The organism is Streptomyces sp. NPDC111628 (assembly GCF_055635195.1).
In genome coordinates, this window is record NZ_JBVKBZ010000001.1 from 78,435 (window position 1) to 96,073 (window position 17,639).

At 71.0% G+C, this 17,639-nt stretch carries 21 protein-coding genes; 8 read left to right on the top strand and 13 right to left on the bottom strand.

Going from position 1 to position 17,639, the window contains the following annotated elements:
• Positions 1–37: 37 nt before the first annotated feature.
• Entirely contained in the window at positions 38–877 is an 840-nt protein-coding gene (locus ACZ7MF_RS00435) for an AraC family transcriptional regulator (protein ID WP_471473614.1), read from the bottom strand.
• Positions 878–926: 49 nt separating this feature from the next.
• Here ACZ7MF_RS00435 and ACZ7MF_RS00440 point away from each other — a divergent pair, with 49 nt between their 5' ends.
• Positions 927–1,397, top strand: a complete 471-nt coding sequence (locus ACZ7MF_RS00440) for a DUF2000 family protein (RefSeq protein WP_471473615.1) — start codon at positions 927–929, stop codon at positions 1,395–1,397.
• 34 nt (positions 1,398–1,431) lie between these two features.
• Here ACZ7MF_RS00440 and ACZ7MF_RS00445 read toward each other — a convergent pair whose 3' ends face one another.
• Positions 1,432–2,721, bottom strand: a complete 1,290-nt coding sequence (locus ACZ7MF_RS00445; RefSeq protein WP_471473616.1) for an MDR family MFS transporter — start codon at positions 2,719–2,721, stop codon at positions 1,432–1,434.
• Between the two features lie 165 nt (positions 2,722–2,886).
• On the opposite strand from ACZ7MF_RS00445, the gene ACZ7MF_RS00450 reads away from it, so the two are divergent.
• Positions 2,887–3,648 carry a phosphoglyceromutase gene (locus ACZ7MF_RS00450; RefSeq protein WP_398331620.1) on the top strand — a complete coding sequence of 254 codons (762 nt, stop codon included), beginning with the start codon at positions 2,887–2,889 and terminating at the stop codon, positions 3,646–3,648.
• Positions 3,649–3,859: 211 nt separating this feature from the next.
• Here ACZ7MF_RS00450 and ACZ7MF_RS00455 read toward each other — a convergent pair whose 3' ends face one another.
• A complete protein-coding gene (locus ACZ7MF_RS00455) occupies positions 3,860–4,195 on the bottom strand; it encodes an ArsR/SmtB family transcription factor (RefSeq protein WP_471473618.1) in 336 nt (111 codons plus the stop codon).
• A gap of 171 nt (positions 4,196–4,366) precedes the next feature.
• Between ACZ7MF_RS00455 and ACZ7MF_RS00460 the strand changes: the two genes are divergently transcribed.
• Entirely contained in the window at positions 4,367–5,509 is a 1,143-nt protein-coding gene (locus ACZ7MF_RS00460; protein ID WP_471473619.1) for an FAD-dependent monooxygenase, read from the top strand.
• 288 nt (positions 5,510–5,797) lie between these two features.
• Here ACZ7MF_RS00460 and ACZ7MF_RS00465 read toward each other — a convergent pair whose 3' ends face one another.
• Positions 5,798–6,691 (bottom strand): MOSC domain-containing protein, encoded by an 894-nt coding sequence (locus ACZ7MF_RS00465; protein WP_471473621.1) that lies wholly within the window; start codon positions 6,689–6,691, stop codon positions 5,798–5,800.
• A 158-nt stretch (positions 6,692–6,849) separates the two neighbouring features.
• Between ACZ7MF_RS00465 and ACZ7MF_RS00470 the strand changes: the two genes are divergently transcribed.
• Entirely contained in the window at positions 6,850–7,041 is a 192-nt protein-coding gene (locus tag ACZ7MF_RS00470; protein ID WP_361012604.1) for a DUF6381 family protein, read from the top strand.
• Between the two features lie 179 nt (positions 7,042–7,220).
• Positions 7,221–7,979: a dienelactone hydrolase family protein gene (locus ACZ7MF_RS00475; protein WP_471473622.1), complete on the top strand. Its 759-nt coding sequence runs from the start codon at positions 7,221–7,223 to the stop codon at positions 7,977–7,979.
• 52 nt (positions 7,980–8,031) lie between these two features.
• On the opposite strand, the gene ACZ7MF_RS00480 is transcribed toward ACZ7MF_RS00475, so the two are convergent.
• From ACZ7MF_RS00480 to ACZ7MF_RS00490, 3 genes are all read right to left on the bottom strand, one after another.
• A complete protein-coding gene (locus tag ACZ7MF_RS00480) occupies positions 8,032–9,510 on the bottom strand; it encodes an AAA family ATPase (protein ID WP_471473623.1) in 1,479 nt (492 codons plus the stop codon).
• Positions 9,511–9,780: 270 nt separating this feature from the next.
• Complete coding sequence (locus ACZ7MF_RS00485) at positions 9,781–10,200, bottom strand: VOC family protein (RefSeq protein WP_471473625.1); 420 nt, start codon at positions 10,198–10,200, stop codon at positions 9,781–9,783.
• Positions 10,201–10,268: 68 nt separating this feature from the next.
• Positions 10,269–10,667 carry a cupin domain-containing protein gene (locus ACZ7MF_RS00490; RefSeq protein WP_115743359.1) on the bottom strand — a complete coding sequence of 133 codons (399 nt, stop codon included), beginning with the start codon at positions 10,665–10,667 and terminating at the stop codon, positions 10,269–10,271.
• A 108-nt stretch (positions 10,668–10,775) separates the two neighbouring features.
• On the opposite strand from ACZ7MF_RS00490, the gene ACZ7MF_RS00495 reads away from it, so the two are divergent.
• Positions 10,776–11,156 (top strand): VOC family protein, encoded by a 381-nt coding sequence (locus ACZ7MF_RS00495; RefSeq protein WP_471473626.1) that lies wholly within the window; start codon positions 10,776–10,778, stop codon positions 11,154–11,156.
• Positions 11,157–11,168: 12 nt separating this feature from the next.
• On the opposite strand, the gene ACZ7MF_RS00500 is transcribed toward ACZ7MF_RS00495, so the two are convergent.
• From ACZ7MF_RS00500 to phoU, 6 genes are all read right to left on the bottom strand, one after another.
• On the bottom strand, positions 11,169–12,038 hold the full coding sequence (locus tag ACZ7MF_RS00500) for an AraC family transcriptional regulator (RefSeq protein WP_471473628.1): 870 nt from the start codon (positions 12,036–12,038) through the stop codon (positions 11,169–11,171).
• A 71-nt stretch (positions 12,039–12,109) separates the two neighbouring features.
• Positions 12,110–13,375 (bottom strand): lanthionine synthetase LanC family protein, encoded by a 1,266-nt coding sequence (locus ACZ7MF_RS00505; protein WP_471473629.1) that lies wholly within the window; start codon positions 13,373–13,375, stop codon positions 12,110–12,112.
• A 74-nt stretch (positions 13,376–13,449) separates the two neighbouring features.
• The gene (locus ACZ7MF_RS00510) at positions 13,450–13,860 is read right to left on the bottom strand and encodes an SCO4225 family membrane protein (RefSeq protein ID WP_356864790.1); all 411 of its coding nucleotides are present in this window, start codon (positions 13,858–13,860) and stop codon (positions 13,450–13,452) included.
• Between the two features lie 135 nt (positions 13,861–13,995).
• Complete coding sequence (locus tag ACZ7MF_RS00515) at positions 13,996–14,244, bottom strand: SCO4226 family nickel-binding protein (protein WP_030868395.1); 249 nt, start codon at positions 14,242–14,244, stop codon at positions 13,996–13,998.
• Between the two features lie 106 nt (positions 14,245–14,350).
• Entirely contained in the window at positions 14,351–14,506 is a 156-nt protein-coding gene (locus tag ACZ7MF_RS00520; protein ID WP_471473631.1) for a hypothetical protein, read from the bottom strand.
• Positions 14,507–14,680: 174 nt separating this feature from the next.
• Positions 14,681–15,370 carry a phosphate signaling complex protein PhoU gene (phoU, locus tag ACZ7MF_RS00525; RefSeq protein WP_471473632.1) on the bottom strand — a complete coding sequence of 230 codons (690 nt, stop codon included), beginning with the start codon at positions 15,368–15,370 and terminating at the stop codon, positions 14,681–14,683.
• A gap of 214 nt (positions 15,371–15,584) precedes the next feature.
• Between phoU and phoR the strand changes: the two genes are divergently transcribed.
• A complete protein-coding gene (gene phoR, locus ACZ7MF_RS00530) occupies positions 15,585–16,892 on the top strand; it encodes a two-component system sensor histidine kinase PhoR (protein ID WP_471473634.1) in 1,308 nt (435 codons plus the stop codon).
• A gap of 5 nt (positions 16,893–16,897) precedes the next feature.
• Entirely contained in the window at positions 16,898–17,569 is a 672-nt protein-coding gene (gene phoP / locus ACZ7MF_RS00535; protein WP_011029519.1) for a two-component system response regulator PhoP, read from the top strand.
• Positions 17,570–17,639: the final 70 nt, after the last annotated feature.

Sequence of the window (17,639 nt, forward strand, 5' to 3'; positions counted from 1 at the left end):
GGCGACTGATCGGACGCTGTGGGACGGCTGATCGGCGTCAGGTCCGGGCGCCGCTCGCCCGGTACCGCCCCGGCGTGACCCCCACCAACCGCTTGAAGTGCCGGGTCAGATGGGCCTGGTCGTAGAACCCGGTGGCGCCCGCCACGTCCGCCGGGGCCTGTCCCGCCAGCAGCAGCCGCCGGGCCCGGTCGACCCGCCGGGACATCAGGTACTGGTGCGGCGCGATGCCGTACGCGCGGCTGAACGCCCGTACGAGGTGCGCCGGATGCGCGGGCACGAGCGCGGCCGCCTCCTCCAGCCCGATCCCCGGGACGACCCGCTCGTCGAGCAGCTCCCGCAGCCGCCGGGCGAGCACGGGGTCCCGGCGGGCACCGGGTGCGCCGGTCCCGGGCCGCAGATGGTCGCGCAGCCGGTCGCCGATCAGGGTCAGCCGGCTCTCCGCCTCCAGCTCGTCGCCCGGCAGCGTGAGCGCGGCGTGCAACTGCCCGACCCGCCGCCGCAGCACCGGGTCCCGCAGGTCGGGCGCGTCCACCGCCGGTCCGATCAGCTCGTCGCCCAGCCGGGATGCGTCCAGGTACAGGACGCGCTTGCGGAAGCCGTCCGGGGTCGCGGGGGAGCCGTTGTGCGGCACGTGCGGCGGCAGCAGCGACACCGTGTCGTGCGGGGTGCCGTGCTCGTGCCGGTCCAGCTCGTACCGTACGGCGCCGTCGTCGACGATGAGCAGCGTCCAGGCGTCGTGGACGTGCATCGGATAGGCGTACTCGGTGTAGTGGGCGTGGAAGACCTCGACGACGCCCGGAACGCGGGGCCGCCAGGCGGAGACGCTCCGCCGGGTGCTCAGCGTGCTGCTCCGCTGGTCGTTGCGCTGGCCGGCCATGCAAAAAACGTACAAGACCGGACGGGGCACGGGTCGGCAGTCTCACGGTATGAGCACGCACGAAGCAGCCCCTGAAGCAGCCCCCCACGCTCCCGGGGCCGAGACCCCCGTCCGCTTCGACACCAAGATCGCCGTACTGCTGCGCGAGGACCTGGAGACCTGGCAGCGCCTCAACGTCACGGCGTTCCTGGTCAGCGGCCTGGGCAAGCAGTTCCCCGAGGTGATCGGGGAGCCCTACGAGGACGCGGACGCCGTCGGCTACCTGCCGATGTTCCGCCAGCCGGTGCTGGTCTTCGAAGGCACGAAGGAGACGCTGACGACCGCGCACGCGCGCGCACTGTCCCGCGCCCTGCCCCGCGCCCTCTTCACCTCCGACCTCTTCACCACGGGCAACGACCGCGACAACCGCGCGGCGGTACGGGCGGTGGCGACGGCGGACCTGGACCTGGTGGGTCTCGCGGTGTACGGCCCGAAGAACGCGGTGGACAAGGTGCTGAAGGGGGCGCGGATGCACCCGTGAGCGAGCGGCGGGACCATACGGCGTCGCCGTCGGATCAGACGGCGCCGGCGTCGGCGTCGACCCGGGCTGCGGGGGCGACGGACGACTCCTGGGCAACCGGTCCCTCGTCGGCGTCGTCCGGCAGGCCCCGCATGAGCCCCCAGTACCCGGCCGCCGCCACCGTGCCGACGACGGCGCAGATGCCCCACAGCCACTCGGCGCCCCAGTGGTCGATGACGAACCCGGACATCAGGGGGGCGACGAGGGCGGCGACCGCCCAGGACATGGAGTACATCCCCTGGTACCGCCCGCGCCCGTGCAGGGGCGACAGCCGGACCACGAGACCGGTCTGCGTCGGCGCGTTGACGACCTCGGCCAGCGTCCACACGCACACGGTGAGGGCGAACACCGCGACCGACCCGGCGAAGGCGGTGAGCCCGAACCCGTACCCGGCCAGCAACGCCGAGCCGATGAGCAGCAGCCGCGGATCACGGTGCTGGATGAACCGCGTGACGGGAATCTGCAGCACGACGATCAGCACACCGTTGACGGCGATCGCCATGCCGAAGTCGGCGGGCGTGAACCCGGCCTCGCCCATGGCGACGGGCAGCCCGACGTAGGCCTGCTGAAAGATCAGCGCGATGAGGAAGGACAGCCCGACGACCCCCATGTACCGCCCGTCGCGCAGCACGGTCCCCAGCGAGACGGGCACCGCGTCCCCGCCGCCGGACGTGTCGTCGGCGTGCTCCTTGGGCCGCGACTCGGGCAGCTTCACGAAGACGAGCACGGCGCACACCAGCGTCATACCGGCCTCGATCATGAACCCGGCGAGATAGCTGTACTCGGCGATGAACCCGGCCGCCATGGAGGAGATCGCGAAGCCGAGGTTGATCGCCCAGTAGTTGAGCGAGAACGCCCGGATACGGTCCTCGGGCCGCACGATGTCCGCCATCATCGCCTGCACCGCCGGCCGGGAGGCGTTGCTCGCCATGCCGACCAGGAAGGCGACGGCGGCGATGGCCACCGGATCCCGCATGAAGCCGAGCAGCGCGACCGACAGCGCGGTGGAGGTCTGCGCGACCAGCAGCGTGGGCCGTCGCCCCAGCCGGTCGGTCATCACCCCGGCGCCCAGCGAGGACACCACCCCGCCGAGCCCGTGCAGGGCGGCGACCAGACCGGCGTACGAGGCGGAGTAGCCGCGGTCGATGGTCAGGTACAGCGCCATGAAGGTCGCGACGAAGGCACCGAGCCGGTTGACCAGGGTGCTGGTCCACAGCCACCAGAACTCGCGGGGGAGCCCGGAGACGGTCTCGCGTGCGGCACGTCTGAGTCCGACGACTGACATGGATCCCCCCGAGGTGGCTGAGGCTGCGGCTGTAAGCGGCTAGTGCGGTGAGCACAACTTACGAACGCCTCACTCGGGGAAGCCATTCAATTAACACTTCCCGTCAACCGTCCGCCCACCGGGCGCACGCGCGGGGGGTCCGGGCCTTGGATTACGCTCAGGAGCATGGCCGACGCACCGTACAAGCTGATCCTCCTCCGCCACGGCGAGAGCGAGTGGAACGAGAAGAACCTGTTCACCGGCTGGGTGGACGTCAACCTCACCCCGAAGGGCGAGAAGGAGGCGACGCGCGGCGGCGAGCTGCTCAAGGACGCCGGCCTGCTGCCCGACGTGGTCCACACGTCCGTCCAGAAGCGCGCGATCCGCACGGCCCAGCTCGCGCTGGAGGCCGCCGACCGCCACTGGATCCCGGTCCACCGCCACTGGCGCCTGAACGAGCGCCACTACGGCGCCCTCCAGGGCAAGGACAAGGCGCAGACCCTCGCGGAGTTCGGCGAGGAGCAGTTCATGCTGTGGCGCCGCTCCTACGACACCCCGCCGCCCGCGCTGGACCGCGACGCCGAGTACTCCCAGTTCTCCGACCCGCGCTACGCGATGCTCCCGCCGGAGCTGCGCCCGCAGACGGAGTGCCTGAAGGACGTCGTCGGCCGGATGCTCCCGTACTGGTTCGACGCGATCGTCCCCGACCTCCTCACCGGCCGCACGGTCCTGGTCGCCGCCCACGGCAACTCCCTCCGCGCCCTCGTCAAGCACCTCGACGGCGTCTCCGACGCGGACATCGCGGGCCTGAACATCCCGACGGGCATCCCGCTGTCCTACGAACTGAACGCCGAGTTCAAGCCCCTGAACCCCGGCGGCACGTACCTCGACCCGGACGCGGCCGCGGCGGCGATCGAGGCCGTGAAGAACCAGGGCAAGAAGAAGTAGGCGCCCGCGATCAGCCCCCTGCCTGCGGGTTCTCCGCCGGGCAGGGGGCTTTTTGCTCTCCCTGGTCCCCTTCGGGCCCCCGGCCGCCCCGTTGGCGATCACCCGGTACCAGACCTCTTCCGCCCGCTGCCGTAGAAGCCGACCCCGTACTCGTCACGGCCGCAGACGAAAACCGTCTGGGCGCTCTGGAACCGGACTCCGCTCCCGGTGCTCAGTGAGGAGCGGTATCGGCCGGGGGTCCTGCTCCCAGGAGCGCAAGGAGCCCGGGGAATCTCTTCTCGATGTCCGCGCGTCGTAGCCTGACGCCCTTGCGGTTGCCGTAGTCGATCTCGTCAATGAGACCTGCCTCGCGCAGGACCCGGAAGTGGTGGGTCTGGGTCTGCTTCGAGATCGGAAGATCGAACGAGTTGCAGCCCCGCTCGCTGTCGCTGCGGTCGGTGGCCAGCTCCGTCATCACCGAACGACGGTGCTCGTCGGCGAGGGCGCGAAACACCGTGCCCAGATCGAGCGCATCGGCCTCCGGGCCGACCAGGTTCCTCTCGGCCACTCGGCACCTCCCTCAGGTACGACTTGCATCATACCTGAAGGCCATGCTTCCCTGAGGTACGAAATTGATCGTACCTTGGCCCGGTTGCACCGCCCCGTGCCGCCGCGCCCTGAGACCCGGCCCCGGCACTCGCCGGGGACCTGGTCATCGACACTCCGAGAGGTCATCGTCATGAAGAAGCCCGAGGTGCTGATAGTCGGTGCCGGAATCGCAGGGCCCGCACTCGCGTACTGGCTCTCCCGGAATGGCTACCGGCCAACGGTCGTCGAACATGCCCGGCAGCTGCGCTCCGGTGGTAGCGCGATCGTCGTGAAGGGGCCCGCGATCCCCGTCGCCGACCGCATGGGCATCCTCCCGCAGCTCCGCGAGCTCGCCACCCGCAATCGGTCCCTGACCCTGCTCGACCCCGGCGGCAGGCGCATCCTGCAACTCCCGCTCACCTCGGACAAGGCTCCGACCGTCGAGGTGACCCGGGCCGACCTGTCCGAGGTGCTCCACCGGTCGGCGCAGACCGAGGCCGAGTTCTTGTTCGACGACACGGTCACCGCTCTCGACCAGGACGAAGACGGGGTGGACGTCACCTTCCGGCGGTCCGCGCCACGGCGCTTCGACTTGATAGTCGGTGCCGACGGGATGCACTCCACCGTACGGCGCCTGGTATTCGGCCCCGAACGGCAGTTCGCGCACGACCTGGGCCTGTACGGCGCGACCGTCCCGCTGGAACCCGACGCCGTCGAGGACCCGAGCGAGATGACGATGCTGACCGTGCCGAACCGGATGCTGGTCCTCCACCCCTCACGGACCACCCCGCTCGCGATCTTCACCTTCCGGGCCGCGCAGCCGGCGCCCCACGACCGCAAGAACATCGCCCTTCACAAGCAGACCGTGGCCGACGCCTACGCCGATGTGCGGTGGCGGGCACCGGAACTCGTGGCGGCGTTCCTCGACCACCCGGCTCCGTTCTTCGACCCCCTGTCCAGCGTCCGGGTGCCCTCGTGGTCCCGCGGACGGGTCGTACTGCTCGGGGACGCGGCGGCGGCGACGGCCCTGCTGGGTGACGGGTCCAGCATGGCGATGGCGGGCGCGTACGCTCTCGCAGAAGAGCTCGCCGCCCATCCCGGTGATCACGCCCGCGCCTTCGCCGCCTACGAGTCGCGGCTCCGCCGTGAGGTAGGCCCGCGGCAGCGACGCGTCGGTCTGCTCTCCGGGCTCATGGTGCCCCGCACCCGGCCGGGCCTCGCGGTGCGCAACGCGGTGGGCCGCGCGGTCGGTCGCACGAACCGGATCACCTCTCGCGAAGCCGCGAACCGGTAGACCGGGTCCGCACCGACCGGCCACCGGACGGCGCGCAGCTCCACGGTAGCTCTCAGCCGGGTCGGCGCCGCCACACCCACCGTTCCCGGCGCTCGCCACGACATGGGGACTGCCGGTGACTACGCCCCCGCGACGCGGAGGTGAAGTGCTGGGCGCGGTCAGGCGTATCACGGCGGCGACGGCAGCATCCCGGCGACTTCCGCGGCCTGGGTCTCACGCTGCGGCAAGGTCGGCACAACAGCACCCACGCCAGGATCCGCTGCCTCGGCGAGCAAACCACCTCAAAGATCACTTCGTTGGAAGTTCCTGCAGTTCGGCCTCGCCCCACTCCCGGATGACAAGCTCGTCGCCTACCGACAGCTTCCCCGGCGTGATCACGGAGAACTTCGCGCCGAACACCACGCCGCCGCTTGCCGCCCGCCGGTAGCTCGCGAGTGTGCGCAGTGGTTCCGGCCCCCGCCTTGCTCCGGCCTCCTGGTCAACCAGAGTGACGGCACAGCGCACCGCGAGCTTGGCATAGCCCAACTCGGCACCGCCGATGGAGATGCGGCGTGCGCGGTCCTCGGCGTGCGGTAGGGCTGCCGGGTCGCAGCCGCTGTCGTAGTCGTGCACCTCGTGGCTGTCGACCACGATGTTCGGGCGGAAGCGGTTCATCGGCAGGATCGGGGCACCGCGTTCAGTCATCCGCCGGTTGAGGAGGGCGAGGGAGGCGCGGGACAGGAGGTGAACCGCACTGCTGTCGGCGTAGCCGGACGGGCCTGAGGTCAGGCCGTTGGCGATCCGGTTGTGCTCGGGCGGCACGCGGACCAGGCGGCTGGGGGTGCCGAGGAACTCCGACAGCCAGGCGGCGGCTTCGTCACCCTGGTCGATGCCCTGGTAAGCGGTGCCGAACAGATCGACGTCGCGGCGCGGCGCGGAGGTCGTCACGTCGAGGCACAGCGTGCCGAAGCGGCCCGTGTCGTCGGCCGCGTCAAGCGTGAGGCGCGTGCCGTCGGTGCTGACGGCGGGCCGGATCAGGGCGAGGCGGGGATGCCGGCGTTGCGTGCGGAAGATTCCGTCCTCGCTGATGACCATGAAGCTGCGGTCGTGGGCGAGGCCCGCCGGCGTCAGGAGCGCGTCGCTCATCGACGTGCCCGCACAGCCCTTGACGGGATAGCGGATCAGATCCACGACGTAGGTCATGCGTCGCCCCCTCGGTCCGCGACCAGAGTAGGACGTACGCCGTAAGCGCGTGGCGTCTCCGGACGGCAGCGGCGCGGGTGACGCTCCGGGTGCGGAGGGTATCCGTGTGTGATTCGCTGGGATGTGCAACTGTCGCTCACGATGCGAGGACGGATCACATGAGTGCAGGTGAAGAAGCTCGCGCCAGGCTCCAGCAGATGCGCGACAAGGCCCAGGAGTTGAAGGACGCCTCGGAGCGGGCCGGCGACCCCGACGAGCGGAAGAGGCTCCAGGAGAAGGCCCGAAGGCTGCAGAGCCAGAGCGAAGAGGAAAGCATGGAGCGGGGCGGAGACATCTATCCCTCGCAGTGAGGAAGCGACGGCACCAGCGGTGCACGTCGGGACATGGGCTATGTTCTGGAGCCATGACTACCGGGACGGCTTCGCGCCACACACGGATTGGTGACCCGGTGCTCCTCTGAGTACCGCGCGGGCTCCGCCTCCGTCGTGTTGATCACAAGCTCGACACATCAACCACGACAGGAGACTTCATGCCCACCAAGACGCTGCAGATCCCGACCGCGGACGGACAGGCCGACGCGTTCGCCGCCTTCCCCGGCGGTGGGGAGCGGCACCCGGGGGTGCTGATGTACGCGGACGGCTTCGGGATCCGGCCCGCGCTGCGGGAGATGGCCCGCGAACTGGCCGGGCACGGGTACTACGTGCTCGTGCCCAACTTCTTCTACCGGCACGGCCCGGCGCCGGTCATCGAGCTTCCCGAGTACATCGGAGAAGAGGCCCGGGGTGCGGTGTTCGCCCAGCTGATGCCCTTGATCGAGGCGCACACCGCGGAGCGGGTGCTGCGCGATGCCGACGCCTACCTCACCTTCCTCACCGCTCAGCCCGAGGTCGGTCCTGGACCGGTCGCGGTGACCGGCTACTGCATCGGCGGCCTCCTGGCGACGCGCACCGCAGTGGCCCACCCGGGCCAGGTGGCCGCCCTCGCCGCATTCCACGCTCCCGTGGGAGCCGACGGACCCGACAGCCTCGCCAAGCTCACCGCCGAGGTCCACTTCGGCCACGCCGAGAGCGACTTGACGCCCGAGGGCCTCGGCGAGCTCAACCAGGCCTTGGACACGGCGGGTGTCGGCTACACCTCGGAGATCTACCCCGGCACCGTCCACGGCTTCACCATGTCCGACACCGACTCCTTCGACGCCGCCGCGCTGCGGCTCCACTGGGACCGCCTGCTGCCGCTTCTCGGCCGCACCCTGGATCGTGGTGGGGATCTCGGTCGCTCGCGTCGTTGACGGGTGCGCGGTCGGTGCTGACAGGCTCGGTTCGACTCTTCGGCCGGGAGCCTCAGGGCCCTGTCGTGGCATACAGCGTGTGCAGGTCGATCAGACGTACGTCCGGTGAGGTGGCGGCGGCGTGACGGGCCTCGGGGGTGAAGCCGGCGCCGCTGAAGCAGAGGAGCTGGGTGTGGCTGGTGTCGTAGCGAGAGGTTCGGGCGATGATGGCCCGGATGTGACGCAGCCGGTCGATGTGGGCGATGCCCATCGTGTCGTTCCACTTGGCCTCGCCGATCGCCAGGAGTGGGGCCTTGGCCCCGTCGGCGACTCCGACGACGGCGACGTCGACCTCGTGAGACGTGCGCGCCGACGGGTCGCTCACGACGCCCTGGCCGACGTGGGCGGCAAGGCCGCCGAGAAGGTCGGGGTCGGCGTGGTGCAGTGCCCACTCGCGGCAGACCTGTTCGAAGTGGGGGCCGAGGATGTTGGCCACGAAGCGGCGGCGGCTGGCCTGCCAGACCCTGGCGGCGCTTCCGGGGCGTTCCAGCTGGGGCCAGACCGGTCGCATCACCGCGTGGTAGAAGGCGATCAGGGGCTCGGAGATGCGATATGTGGAGCGGTTGGCGCGGAAGACGTCGGCTTCGCGCCGGAGCAGACCGGAGTCCTCCAGGACGTTGATCGGGTGGGCGATGTCGGTGGCCTTGCGTTCCAGGTAGCCGGCCATGCCGCCACGCGTGGTGTTGCCCTCTGCCACCGCACCGAGCACGGAGAGGTAGAGCGCGGTGTCGCGCAGGTCGGGTTCCTCGGCGAGCAGGTAACGGGCCTCACGGAAGAGTGGGGTCTCCGGGTTCAGCACGGTGCGGATGACCCAGTCGTCGAAGTCGTCCGGCCCGGACGGGCTGTCGCCGCGCGCGAATTCCCGCCGGTATGCGGGGGTGCCGCCCACGACAGCGTGCACCTGCAGAGCCAGTCGGGGATCGTCGATCCCCCAGAACCGCGCTGCCAGCCGGTGGTCGAGGGAACGAACCACGAGTTCCAGGCCTGCCCGGCCGCGCAGTGGAGCGTTTCCGGACAGCAGGCGGCCCATGAACGACAGTGCCGAGCCGCAGAGCAGTAGACGGGCGCGGGAGCCGACGCGCTGCTCCCGCAGTGGCCGGAGCGCGTGCTGAATGATCGACGGCAGTTCCGGGTTGGCCTTGGCCAGGTAGGGAAATTCGTCGATCACCACCGGCACCGGTCGGTCGGTGCCCAGAGCCAGCAGGGCGTCCACCGCCTCGTGCCAGTCGGCGAAGTGGTACGGGCTGACGGGACGGTCGTGTGCCGTGAGGGCGGTGCTCAGCCGGCGCAGGGACTCGGCGTCGGCTGCCTCTGTCGCGCCGAAGTAGAAACCGCCTGCCGCTTCGCAGACCGCCTCCAGTAGGAAGGTCTTCCCCTGGCGCCTCCTTCCGGAGACGACCCCCAGGGTCGCGCCCGGTTGGGTGTCGGTGACGAACCGGGTCAGAGCCGCCCACTCGTGGTCGCGGTCGAACATGTCGAGGGGCTTTTCCACGCGGCGACCTCATGATATAGGAGTGTGCTTTTATAAACTGTACTCCTACAAAATGCGCCTCCGACGTCTCCCGGACGACGAGGGGCGCGCGGTCGGCGCTGGCAGGTCTCGCTCTTGGCCATCGACGAAGCCCGGCCGTCGGTTGGGTCCCGGGCTGTTCCCGGGCCGCCCCCAGACAGAACCGGGGATGCAGCCGCACTGCAGAGCTGGGCACCTCGGATGCCGACCGCGCGTCCGCGACCCTAGCCGTCGCCACTGACAACGGCCTGCTCATGAGGAGCCGGCGGGGAGCCTCCAAGCAGACGGTGCCAGGCTGCGTACGACGTCGAACTCGTTGCCCTCGGGGTCGGCCATGACCACCCAGCTCCGGCCCGGGCCCTGGCCCACGTCGACCTTGGTGGCGCCGAGGGCGAGGAGCCTGGACGCCTCGTCTTCGGTGCTGCTGTCGATCGGGCTGACGTCGAGGTGGAGGCGGTTCTTCACGGTCTTGCCCTCGGGGACCTGGATGAAGACGAGGGTGGGCGGCATCTGGCGGGTCCGGACCCCCTCGACCGTCGGCTCCCAGGAGCCGATCTCGACCTTGCCCTCGCCCCGGTCGATCACCTTGAAGTCCAGCACCGCGCACCAGAAGGCGGCGAGCCGCTCCGGATCGTGGCAGTCGAGGACCAACTCCGTGAACCTACTGGTCATTTCTCCCCCAGGCAGTGCGGACGGGCGCTCAGCCTATGGGGCGGCCTCTACCGCCATCGAGCCCACTTTCAGTTCCCGGCGTCCGGCCCACCGGATTCGTGCTCCTCGGCGACCGCGTACCCGGGCACCGACGGCCACCGCACCGTCAGCACCACGGTCTCCTCCTCTGCGTACCAGGAGTGGTCGACGCCCCTGCCCCACACGACGTAGTCGCCCTGTTCGGCCAGTACGACGCTGCGGCCGGGGAAGTCGACCCGGAAGCGTCCGCTGATGAGGACCTGCAGCGCGGTGCGGTCCTCGCCGGTGACCCAGTGGGCGCGCTCGTCCCCCTTCGGATGGACGCCCCACTTGATCTCGACGTCCTCGCTGTGCCGGGGGTCGGAGGCGTCCTTGAAGTGCCCCAGCAGCCATCCCCGGTCCAGTGCCGCGTCCTTGCCCGCGTTGCCCACGTACACGCCGTCCGTCATGCTTCCGGAAGCTAGCAGTGGAAAACCCTTCGCCCCCGACCGACCCTCCAGGTACGGTCACCGGCGCGTTCGTAGCGGTGTTTCCCACGTCGAAAGCAGGTTTCGTCCATGGCATGTCGTATCGGTGAGCTCGTGCTCGGTTGCCACGACCCCGAGGTGCTGGCGCGGTTCTGGTGCGAGGTGCTGGACTTCGTCGTGCTCGACCGTGAGGGCAACGAGTACTTCGAGATCGGGGCGCGCGACGGGTTCGGCGGGTCGCAGCCGACGATCATCCTGAGCCGCCGGGACGAGCCGGAGCCCGGCAAGTCCCGGCTGCACATCGACCTCAACGCCACCGACCGCGATCAGGACGCCGAACTCGAGCGCCTGCTGAAGCTCGGGGCGCGGCTGGCGGACATCGGACAGACCGGCGAGGAGCAGTGGCACGTCCTCGCCGATCCCGAGGGCAATGAGTTCTGTCTGCTCAAGGCCCGAATCCGCCCGCTGTGAGTGGCCGGCTCGTCACGCCGGTTCCACCGGGAGCCACAGTTCCGTCGTCGCCGTCGTGAAGTCGTCCGCGCGGTCCAGGACGGAGACGATCGACGGGCCCGGGCGCAGGCGCCACGGGTTGGAGGGGAACCACTCGGACGCCGTGGCCGCCCAGGTGGTCTGGAGGGCGTCCGGATAGGGGCCCGAGCTGCGGAAGACCGCCCACGTGCCCGCCGCAACCTCGATGGCGTCGAGGTCGTCGGGGGCCGCGGTGCCGGCGGTGACGGCCACGCCGTGGAGGTAGGTCAGTTCGGTGCCCTCCGGACTGTCCTGGGCCACGTCGTCGCTGACCTGGAGCAGGCCGGCCGGGTCGGTGTCGCCGAGGGACTTCAGGCGGACGTGGGCCTCCTGGGGGAGCGCGGCGATGTGCTGCTGGATGTGCGGGTTGACGCCCTCGTGGATGAGGGGGACGCGGGTCGCGTGGCCGATCAGGCGGAACGCGGGGCGGTCGGTGAAGCGGGTGTCCATGGGGGTGCTCCCTTCGACGGTCAGGCGGAACCTGAGCTGCGGCTGTGTCCGAAGGGGGCCGCCGTCACGGCGTACGTCGCGCGGGGCGACGCCGTGGACCGACCGGAACGCGCGTCCGAACGCCTCCGTGGAGCCGTAGCCGTACCGGACGGCGATGCCCAGCAGGTCGTCCCCGCTCCGTACGACGTCGGCGGCGGCGACGGTCATACGGCGCCGGCGGACGTACTCCGACAGCGGCATGCCCGCCAGCGACGAGAACATCCGGCGCAGGTGGTACTCGGTGGTGCCGAGCCTCGCGGCCAGCGCGGGGACGTCCGGCTCCTCGCCGAGGTGCTCCTCGACCAGGTCGACCAGGCGGTTCAGTGCCGAGATCATGCGGCCTCCCTTCGGCATCCACCGTGGCAGGGGGCACATCGGCGGCGCCCGATCGCAGCGGTCCGGTTCGGTCAGGCGGGCACCTGCACCGCGGGCTGGTCCGGCCACGTGAAGGCGTATCCGGGGTCGCCCCCGCGGGACAGGCGTACGTAGCGGAGCAGCTCGCGGACGATTCCCGCGTTGCCCATCGCCCAGCCGAGCTGGGGTTCGAGCTCGGCCGGCGTGGACCGGAAGTCGACGTTGGACCAGTGGGCGCCCTCGCGGTCCCGGGTGGCGCGGGCGGTCAGGTCCGTGACCAGGACGTCGGCGAAGTCGAACGCGTCCCGCTGCTCGGCGATCCGGTCGCAGGCCAGGGCCAGGACGCCCGCGGTGCCGCAGCAGCGGCCGTTGTTGTCCCAGAAGCCGGGGCGCAGTCGCCGGGGGAGACCGGAGTGGGTGACCGTGTGCCAGCAGCGGTCGGCCAGGGCGGTCCAGGCGGGGTCGGACGTGACCTCGCGCAGGGTGCGGAAGAGCTGGGCGTCGCCGGAGGGGCCGTGGCACCAGCCGTAGCTGACCGGGTCGATCAGGTCCGGGAGGAACTGCGGGGTGGAGTGCGGGGCCAGGAAGCCGTCGGGGCCGGCGGAGTCGCGGGAGACGACGTCGGCCACGGCGGTCAGCGCCAGGTCGAGCAGGTCCTCGCGGCCGGTGGCGCCGCCGACGCGGGCGAGGGCCAGGGCGATGCCGAGGGTGCCGTGCGAGACGTGGTGCAGGCGGGAGTCGGTGTCCGGGCGGTGCGGCCAGTGGACGCCGTGCGCGGTCTGCTCCGCCGTACGCAGGTACGGCTCCATGGCCAGGACGGCCAGGTCGGGGTCGCCGGCCAGCAGGGCGCCCAGGCCGATGCCCGCGTTGCCGCCCATCAGCTCGAAGAGTGCGCCCCAGCGCGTGCCGTCGAAGCGGGCGCGGACCAGGCCGAGGGCGCGGTCGGCGGCCTCGCCCGCCGCCGGGTCGCCCAGTTCGGCGTGGACCGTCCGCAGGACCAGGGCGATTCCCGTGCGGCCGAAGTACAGGGAGTCGTCCTCCAGGTCGTCGACCCGGGCGGCCAGGTCCCGGGCCGCGCGCAGGGCGGTGTCGGCGTACGCGTCGTCGCCGAAGTGCCGCCAGGCCTCCAGGAGCACGGGGATGTTGCCGGCCGTGCCGTTGTAGAGCATCGGCTCGACGGCGTCCTCCGAGGGCCTGACCGGCCAGGCGAGGCCGCCGTCGGGGGTCTCCCGCGCCGCCCCCGTCAGCCGGCGCAGCCCGTCCACCGCGATGTCCTCGACCTCGTCGACCGCCACGACCGTGGCTCCTGGTGCCGTCATGGGGCCACTCTCGCATCCGCGTCCGGCCCGGAAGCCGACGGACGACGCCGCAGAGGCGGGGGGAGGGGAGGGGGTCAGTGCGCCGTCGTCAGGTGGCCGCGGTTGCCCCGGCGCCCCCGCAGGGCCCGCCACACCGCCCCCAGGGCCAGCGACTGGACCAGCGCCGAGAGCACGATGCCGCCGACGAAGAACCACGTCGGAGCGTCGCCTCCCCAGCCCGCCTCGCCGAGCCAGGCCACGAAGCCGAAGGCCGGGAACGTGAACAGGGCCGGCCAGACCCAGATGAGGGACGCGTCCGGGCCGGTCCCGAAGAGGGGCTGCGCCGCGGCGACCGCCATCGCGCCGCCCACCACGGTGAGGTAGACCGCCGAGGCGCGGTTGGCGAGGGCCAGGCGGACGAGGCTGCGTATGCGGCCGGTTCCGTCGGTCCGGTCGGACCCGTCGGTTCGGCCGGGTCGGGCGTTGTTCGGCTGGGTGCTGTTCATGGGATCCGGGCTCCCCGGGGTGGTGGTCGTGGTCGTGCTCCTGAACCAGGGTCGACCGGGAGCCCGTCCCGGGCCTGAGTACCCGTACTCAGGTTCGGGGTCACGCGGTACCCGCCTACGGGAGGCCTGTCCGGCCTATACCGACAGGGGGACTTCGTGGATCTCGTCCGCCTTGTGGCCCGCGCGTTCGTGCACGCGCTGGACCGCCTCGGCCGACGGCCCTTCGGAGAGGCAGTAGATCGTGCCGGAGGCCGGGTCCGCCCACGCCTGTTCGAAGTGGACGTTCTCGTCCTTCTCCACGGCGAGATCGGCCTGGTGGGCCTGATGCAACTGGTCCGAGGTGATGCCGTGCATCCCACGGTGTACGTCCATGAAGTGAGCCATGGCGTCTCGCACCCCCTTCAGGGTCTCCTTCCAGGGTGCGCCCGTGTGGCGGCCGGGGCGAACCGGCCGCCACACCACTGTCCACCACCTGCCGCGGTCTACCGCGTCAGCCGCACTGACAGGGGCTGCCCGACTGGCAGCCGCAGCCGCAGCCCGAGCCGCAGCCGCAGGCGGCGATCAGTGGGAGGCTGCGGATCTCGGTGGGCTGCCCGGTGGGGCGTTCCTGTGCGGGGTCGGGCTTCGTGCTGGGGGAATCGGCCATGGTTCCTCCTGGAAGCGGGTGCCTGGGACCCGGGTGTATGGGTCCATTGCACGCCCCGAACGGCCGCGCATCAACGGCGCACGGAAGCGAACACGCGCCCCTTTGCGCCGTTGACGCGCGCGGGACTCAGGCCCTCAGGACCTCAGGCCGCCAGACCCTCGGGCTCTCAGGCCGTCAGGCCCCTTCGACCTGCGTCGCCGGCTGGATGTCCGCCTGGAGGTCGTCCGCGTGCTCGCCGGTGACCAGGTAGACCACCCGCTTGGCGACCGAGACCGCGTGGTCGGCGAAGCGCTCGTAGTAGCGGCCCAGCAGCGTGACGTCCACCGCCGTCTCGATGCCGTGCTTCCAGCGGTCGTCCATCAGGTGCTGGAAGAGGGTGCGGTGCAGGAGGTCCATCGCGTCGTCGTCCTGCTCCAGCTGGAGGGCCAGGTCGACGTCCTTGGTGATGATCACCTCGGCGGCCTTCGCCATCAGGCGCTGCGCGAGCTGGCCCATCTCCAGGATGGTCGCGTGCAGGTCGTGCGGCACCGCACGCTCCGGGTAGCGCAGCCGGGCCAGCTTGGCCACGTGCTGGGCCAGGTCGCCCGAACGCTCCAGGTCGGCCGACATCCGCAGCGAGGTCACGACGATGCGCAGGTCCGTCGCCACCGGCTGCTGGCGGGCCAGCAGGGTTATCGCCCGGGCCTCCAGCTGGTGCTGGAGGTCGTCGACCTTCTGGTCGGCCTCGATGACGGCCTCGGCCAGCTTCAGGTCGGAGTCGAGGATCGCGGTCGTGGCGCGTCCGATGGCCGACCCGACCAGCCGGGCCATCTCCACCAGACCGTCACCGATCGAATCAAGTTCCTCGTGGTACGCGTCCCGCATCAGGATTCCCTCTCGTACGTCCGTTTCGGGGGCTCGAAGACGGCCTCGCGCCCCCCGCCGTGCCCCCACGCTTACACGTTCCGGCCTGTACGCGTCCGTTTCCGGCACCTCAAATGAACCGTCCCTGGCTCCAAGGTGAACTCTGGGCGACGAGTGTTCGAGGTCGCACTCCGATGGCTGGGGCGGGACGGTTCGGCGTGCCTAACCTGGAGACATGGACGTGAACGCGGCGGTCGCCGCAGTGGCAGCGATCGCCGGAGTACTCACCGGCGTCATCGCCGTGCTGGCGTTCCGCTGGAGCGAACGGGAGCAGAAGCGCCCCACCCGCACCTCGCTCCACACCGACCCCGTGCTGCCGCCCGGTGTCGACACCGTCCTTTCCGTACTGCGCTCCTCCGCGGTCGTCCTCGACGAGGCCGACGCGGTGGTCAAGGCCAGCTCGGCGGCGTACGCCCTCGGCCTGGTCCGGGGCGGCAGGCTCGCCGTCGAGCCGATGCTGCAGATGGCCAGGGACACCCGGCGGGACGGAGAGATACGGCAGGTCGAGCTGGACCTGCCCCGGCGCGGCAACGGGCGGGGGGAGGCCCTCGCCGTCTCCGCACGCGTCGCGCCCCTCGGGTCGCGGCTGGTGCTGCTGCTGGTCGAGGACCTCACCGAGGCCCGCCGCATCGAGGCCGTACGGCGCGACTTCGTCGCCAACGTGAGCCATGAGCTGAAGACGCCGGTGGGGGCGCTCTCGCTGCTGTCCGAGGCCGTGATGGACGCGGCGGACGACCCGGAGGCCGTGGAGCGGTTCGCCGGGCGGATGCAGATCGAGGCGACCCGGCTGACGAACCTGGTGCAGGAGCTCATCGACCTGTCCCGGGTGCAGAACGACGACCCCCTCGACGACGCCGAGCCCGTCCGGGTGGACGAGCTGGTCGCCGAGGCCATCGACCGCTGCCGGCACGCGGCCGGCACCAAGCAGATCACCATGGCCGCCGGAGGCACGGCGGATCTGCACGTGCGCGGCAACCGCGGCCAGCTCGCCGCAGCCCTCGGCAACCTCGTCGAGAACGCCGTCAACTACTCGCCGGCCCGCACCCGCGTCGGCATAGCCGCCCGCCGCGTCGCCGCCCCCGGCGGCGACCTGATCGAGATCGCCGTGACCGACCAGGGCATCGGCATCTCGGAGAAGGACAAGGAGCGCGTCTTCGAGCGCTTCTACCGCGTGGACCCGGCCCGCTCACGGGCCACCGGAGGCACCGGCCTGGGTCTCGCGATCGTCAAGCACGTGGTCGCCTCGCACGGCGGGGAGGTCACGGTGTGGAGCGCCGAAGGCCAGGGCTCCACCTTCACCCTGCGACTGCCGGAGGCGGGCCTCGCCCGCGACCGCGCGCAGCGCCGGTCCGACCACGCCGGGCTCAGCGACGAGACCGAGCGGTCGTCCTCATCCCCCCATTCCTCGCATTCCCCGCATTCTCAGCATTCCCCCCATACATCCGCGTACGAAACGTTTCCCGCCCCGGAGGTCCTTCCGTGACCCGTGTGCTCGTCGTCGAGGACGAGGAGTCCTTCTCCGACGCCCTGTCGTACATGCTCCGCAAGGAGGGCTTCGAGGTCGCCATCGCGACCACCGGCCCCGACGGACTCGACGAGTTCGAGCGCAACGGCGCCGACCTCGTGCTACTCGACCTGATGCTGCCCGGCCTGCCGGGCACCGAGGTCTGCCGCCAGCTGCGCGGCCGCTCGAACGTTCCCGTGATCATGGTGACCGCCAAGGACAGCGAGATCGACAAGGTCGTCGGGCTGGAGATAGGGGCCGACGACTACGTCACCAAGCCCTTCTCCTCCCGCGAGCTGGTCGCCCGCATCCGTGCCGTACTGCGGCGCCGCGGCGAGCCGGAGGAGGTCGCCCCCGCCGCCCTGGAGGCCGGGCCCGTCCGCATGGACGTGGACCGGCACGTGGTGACCGTGGGCGGCACCAAGGTCGACCTGCCGCTGAAGGAGTTCGACCTGCTGGAGATGCTGCTGCGCAACGCGGGCCGGGTGCTGACCCGCATGCAGCTGATCGACCGGGTCTGGGGCGCCGACTACGTCGGTGACACCAAGACCCTCGACGTCCACGTCAAGCGGCTGCGCGCCAAGATCGAGCCCGACCCGGGCGCGCCGCGGTACCTGGTGACGGTGCGCGGACTGGGGTACAAGTTCGAGCCGTAGGCCGGCCCGTCGGCCGCCCGACCGGGGCGGTCCCACGGACACGACGAAGGGCGGGACCTCACGGAGAGGT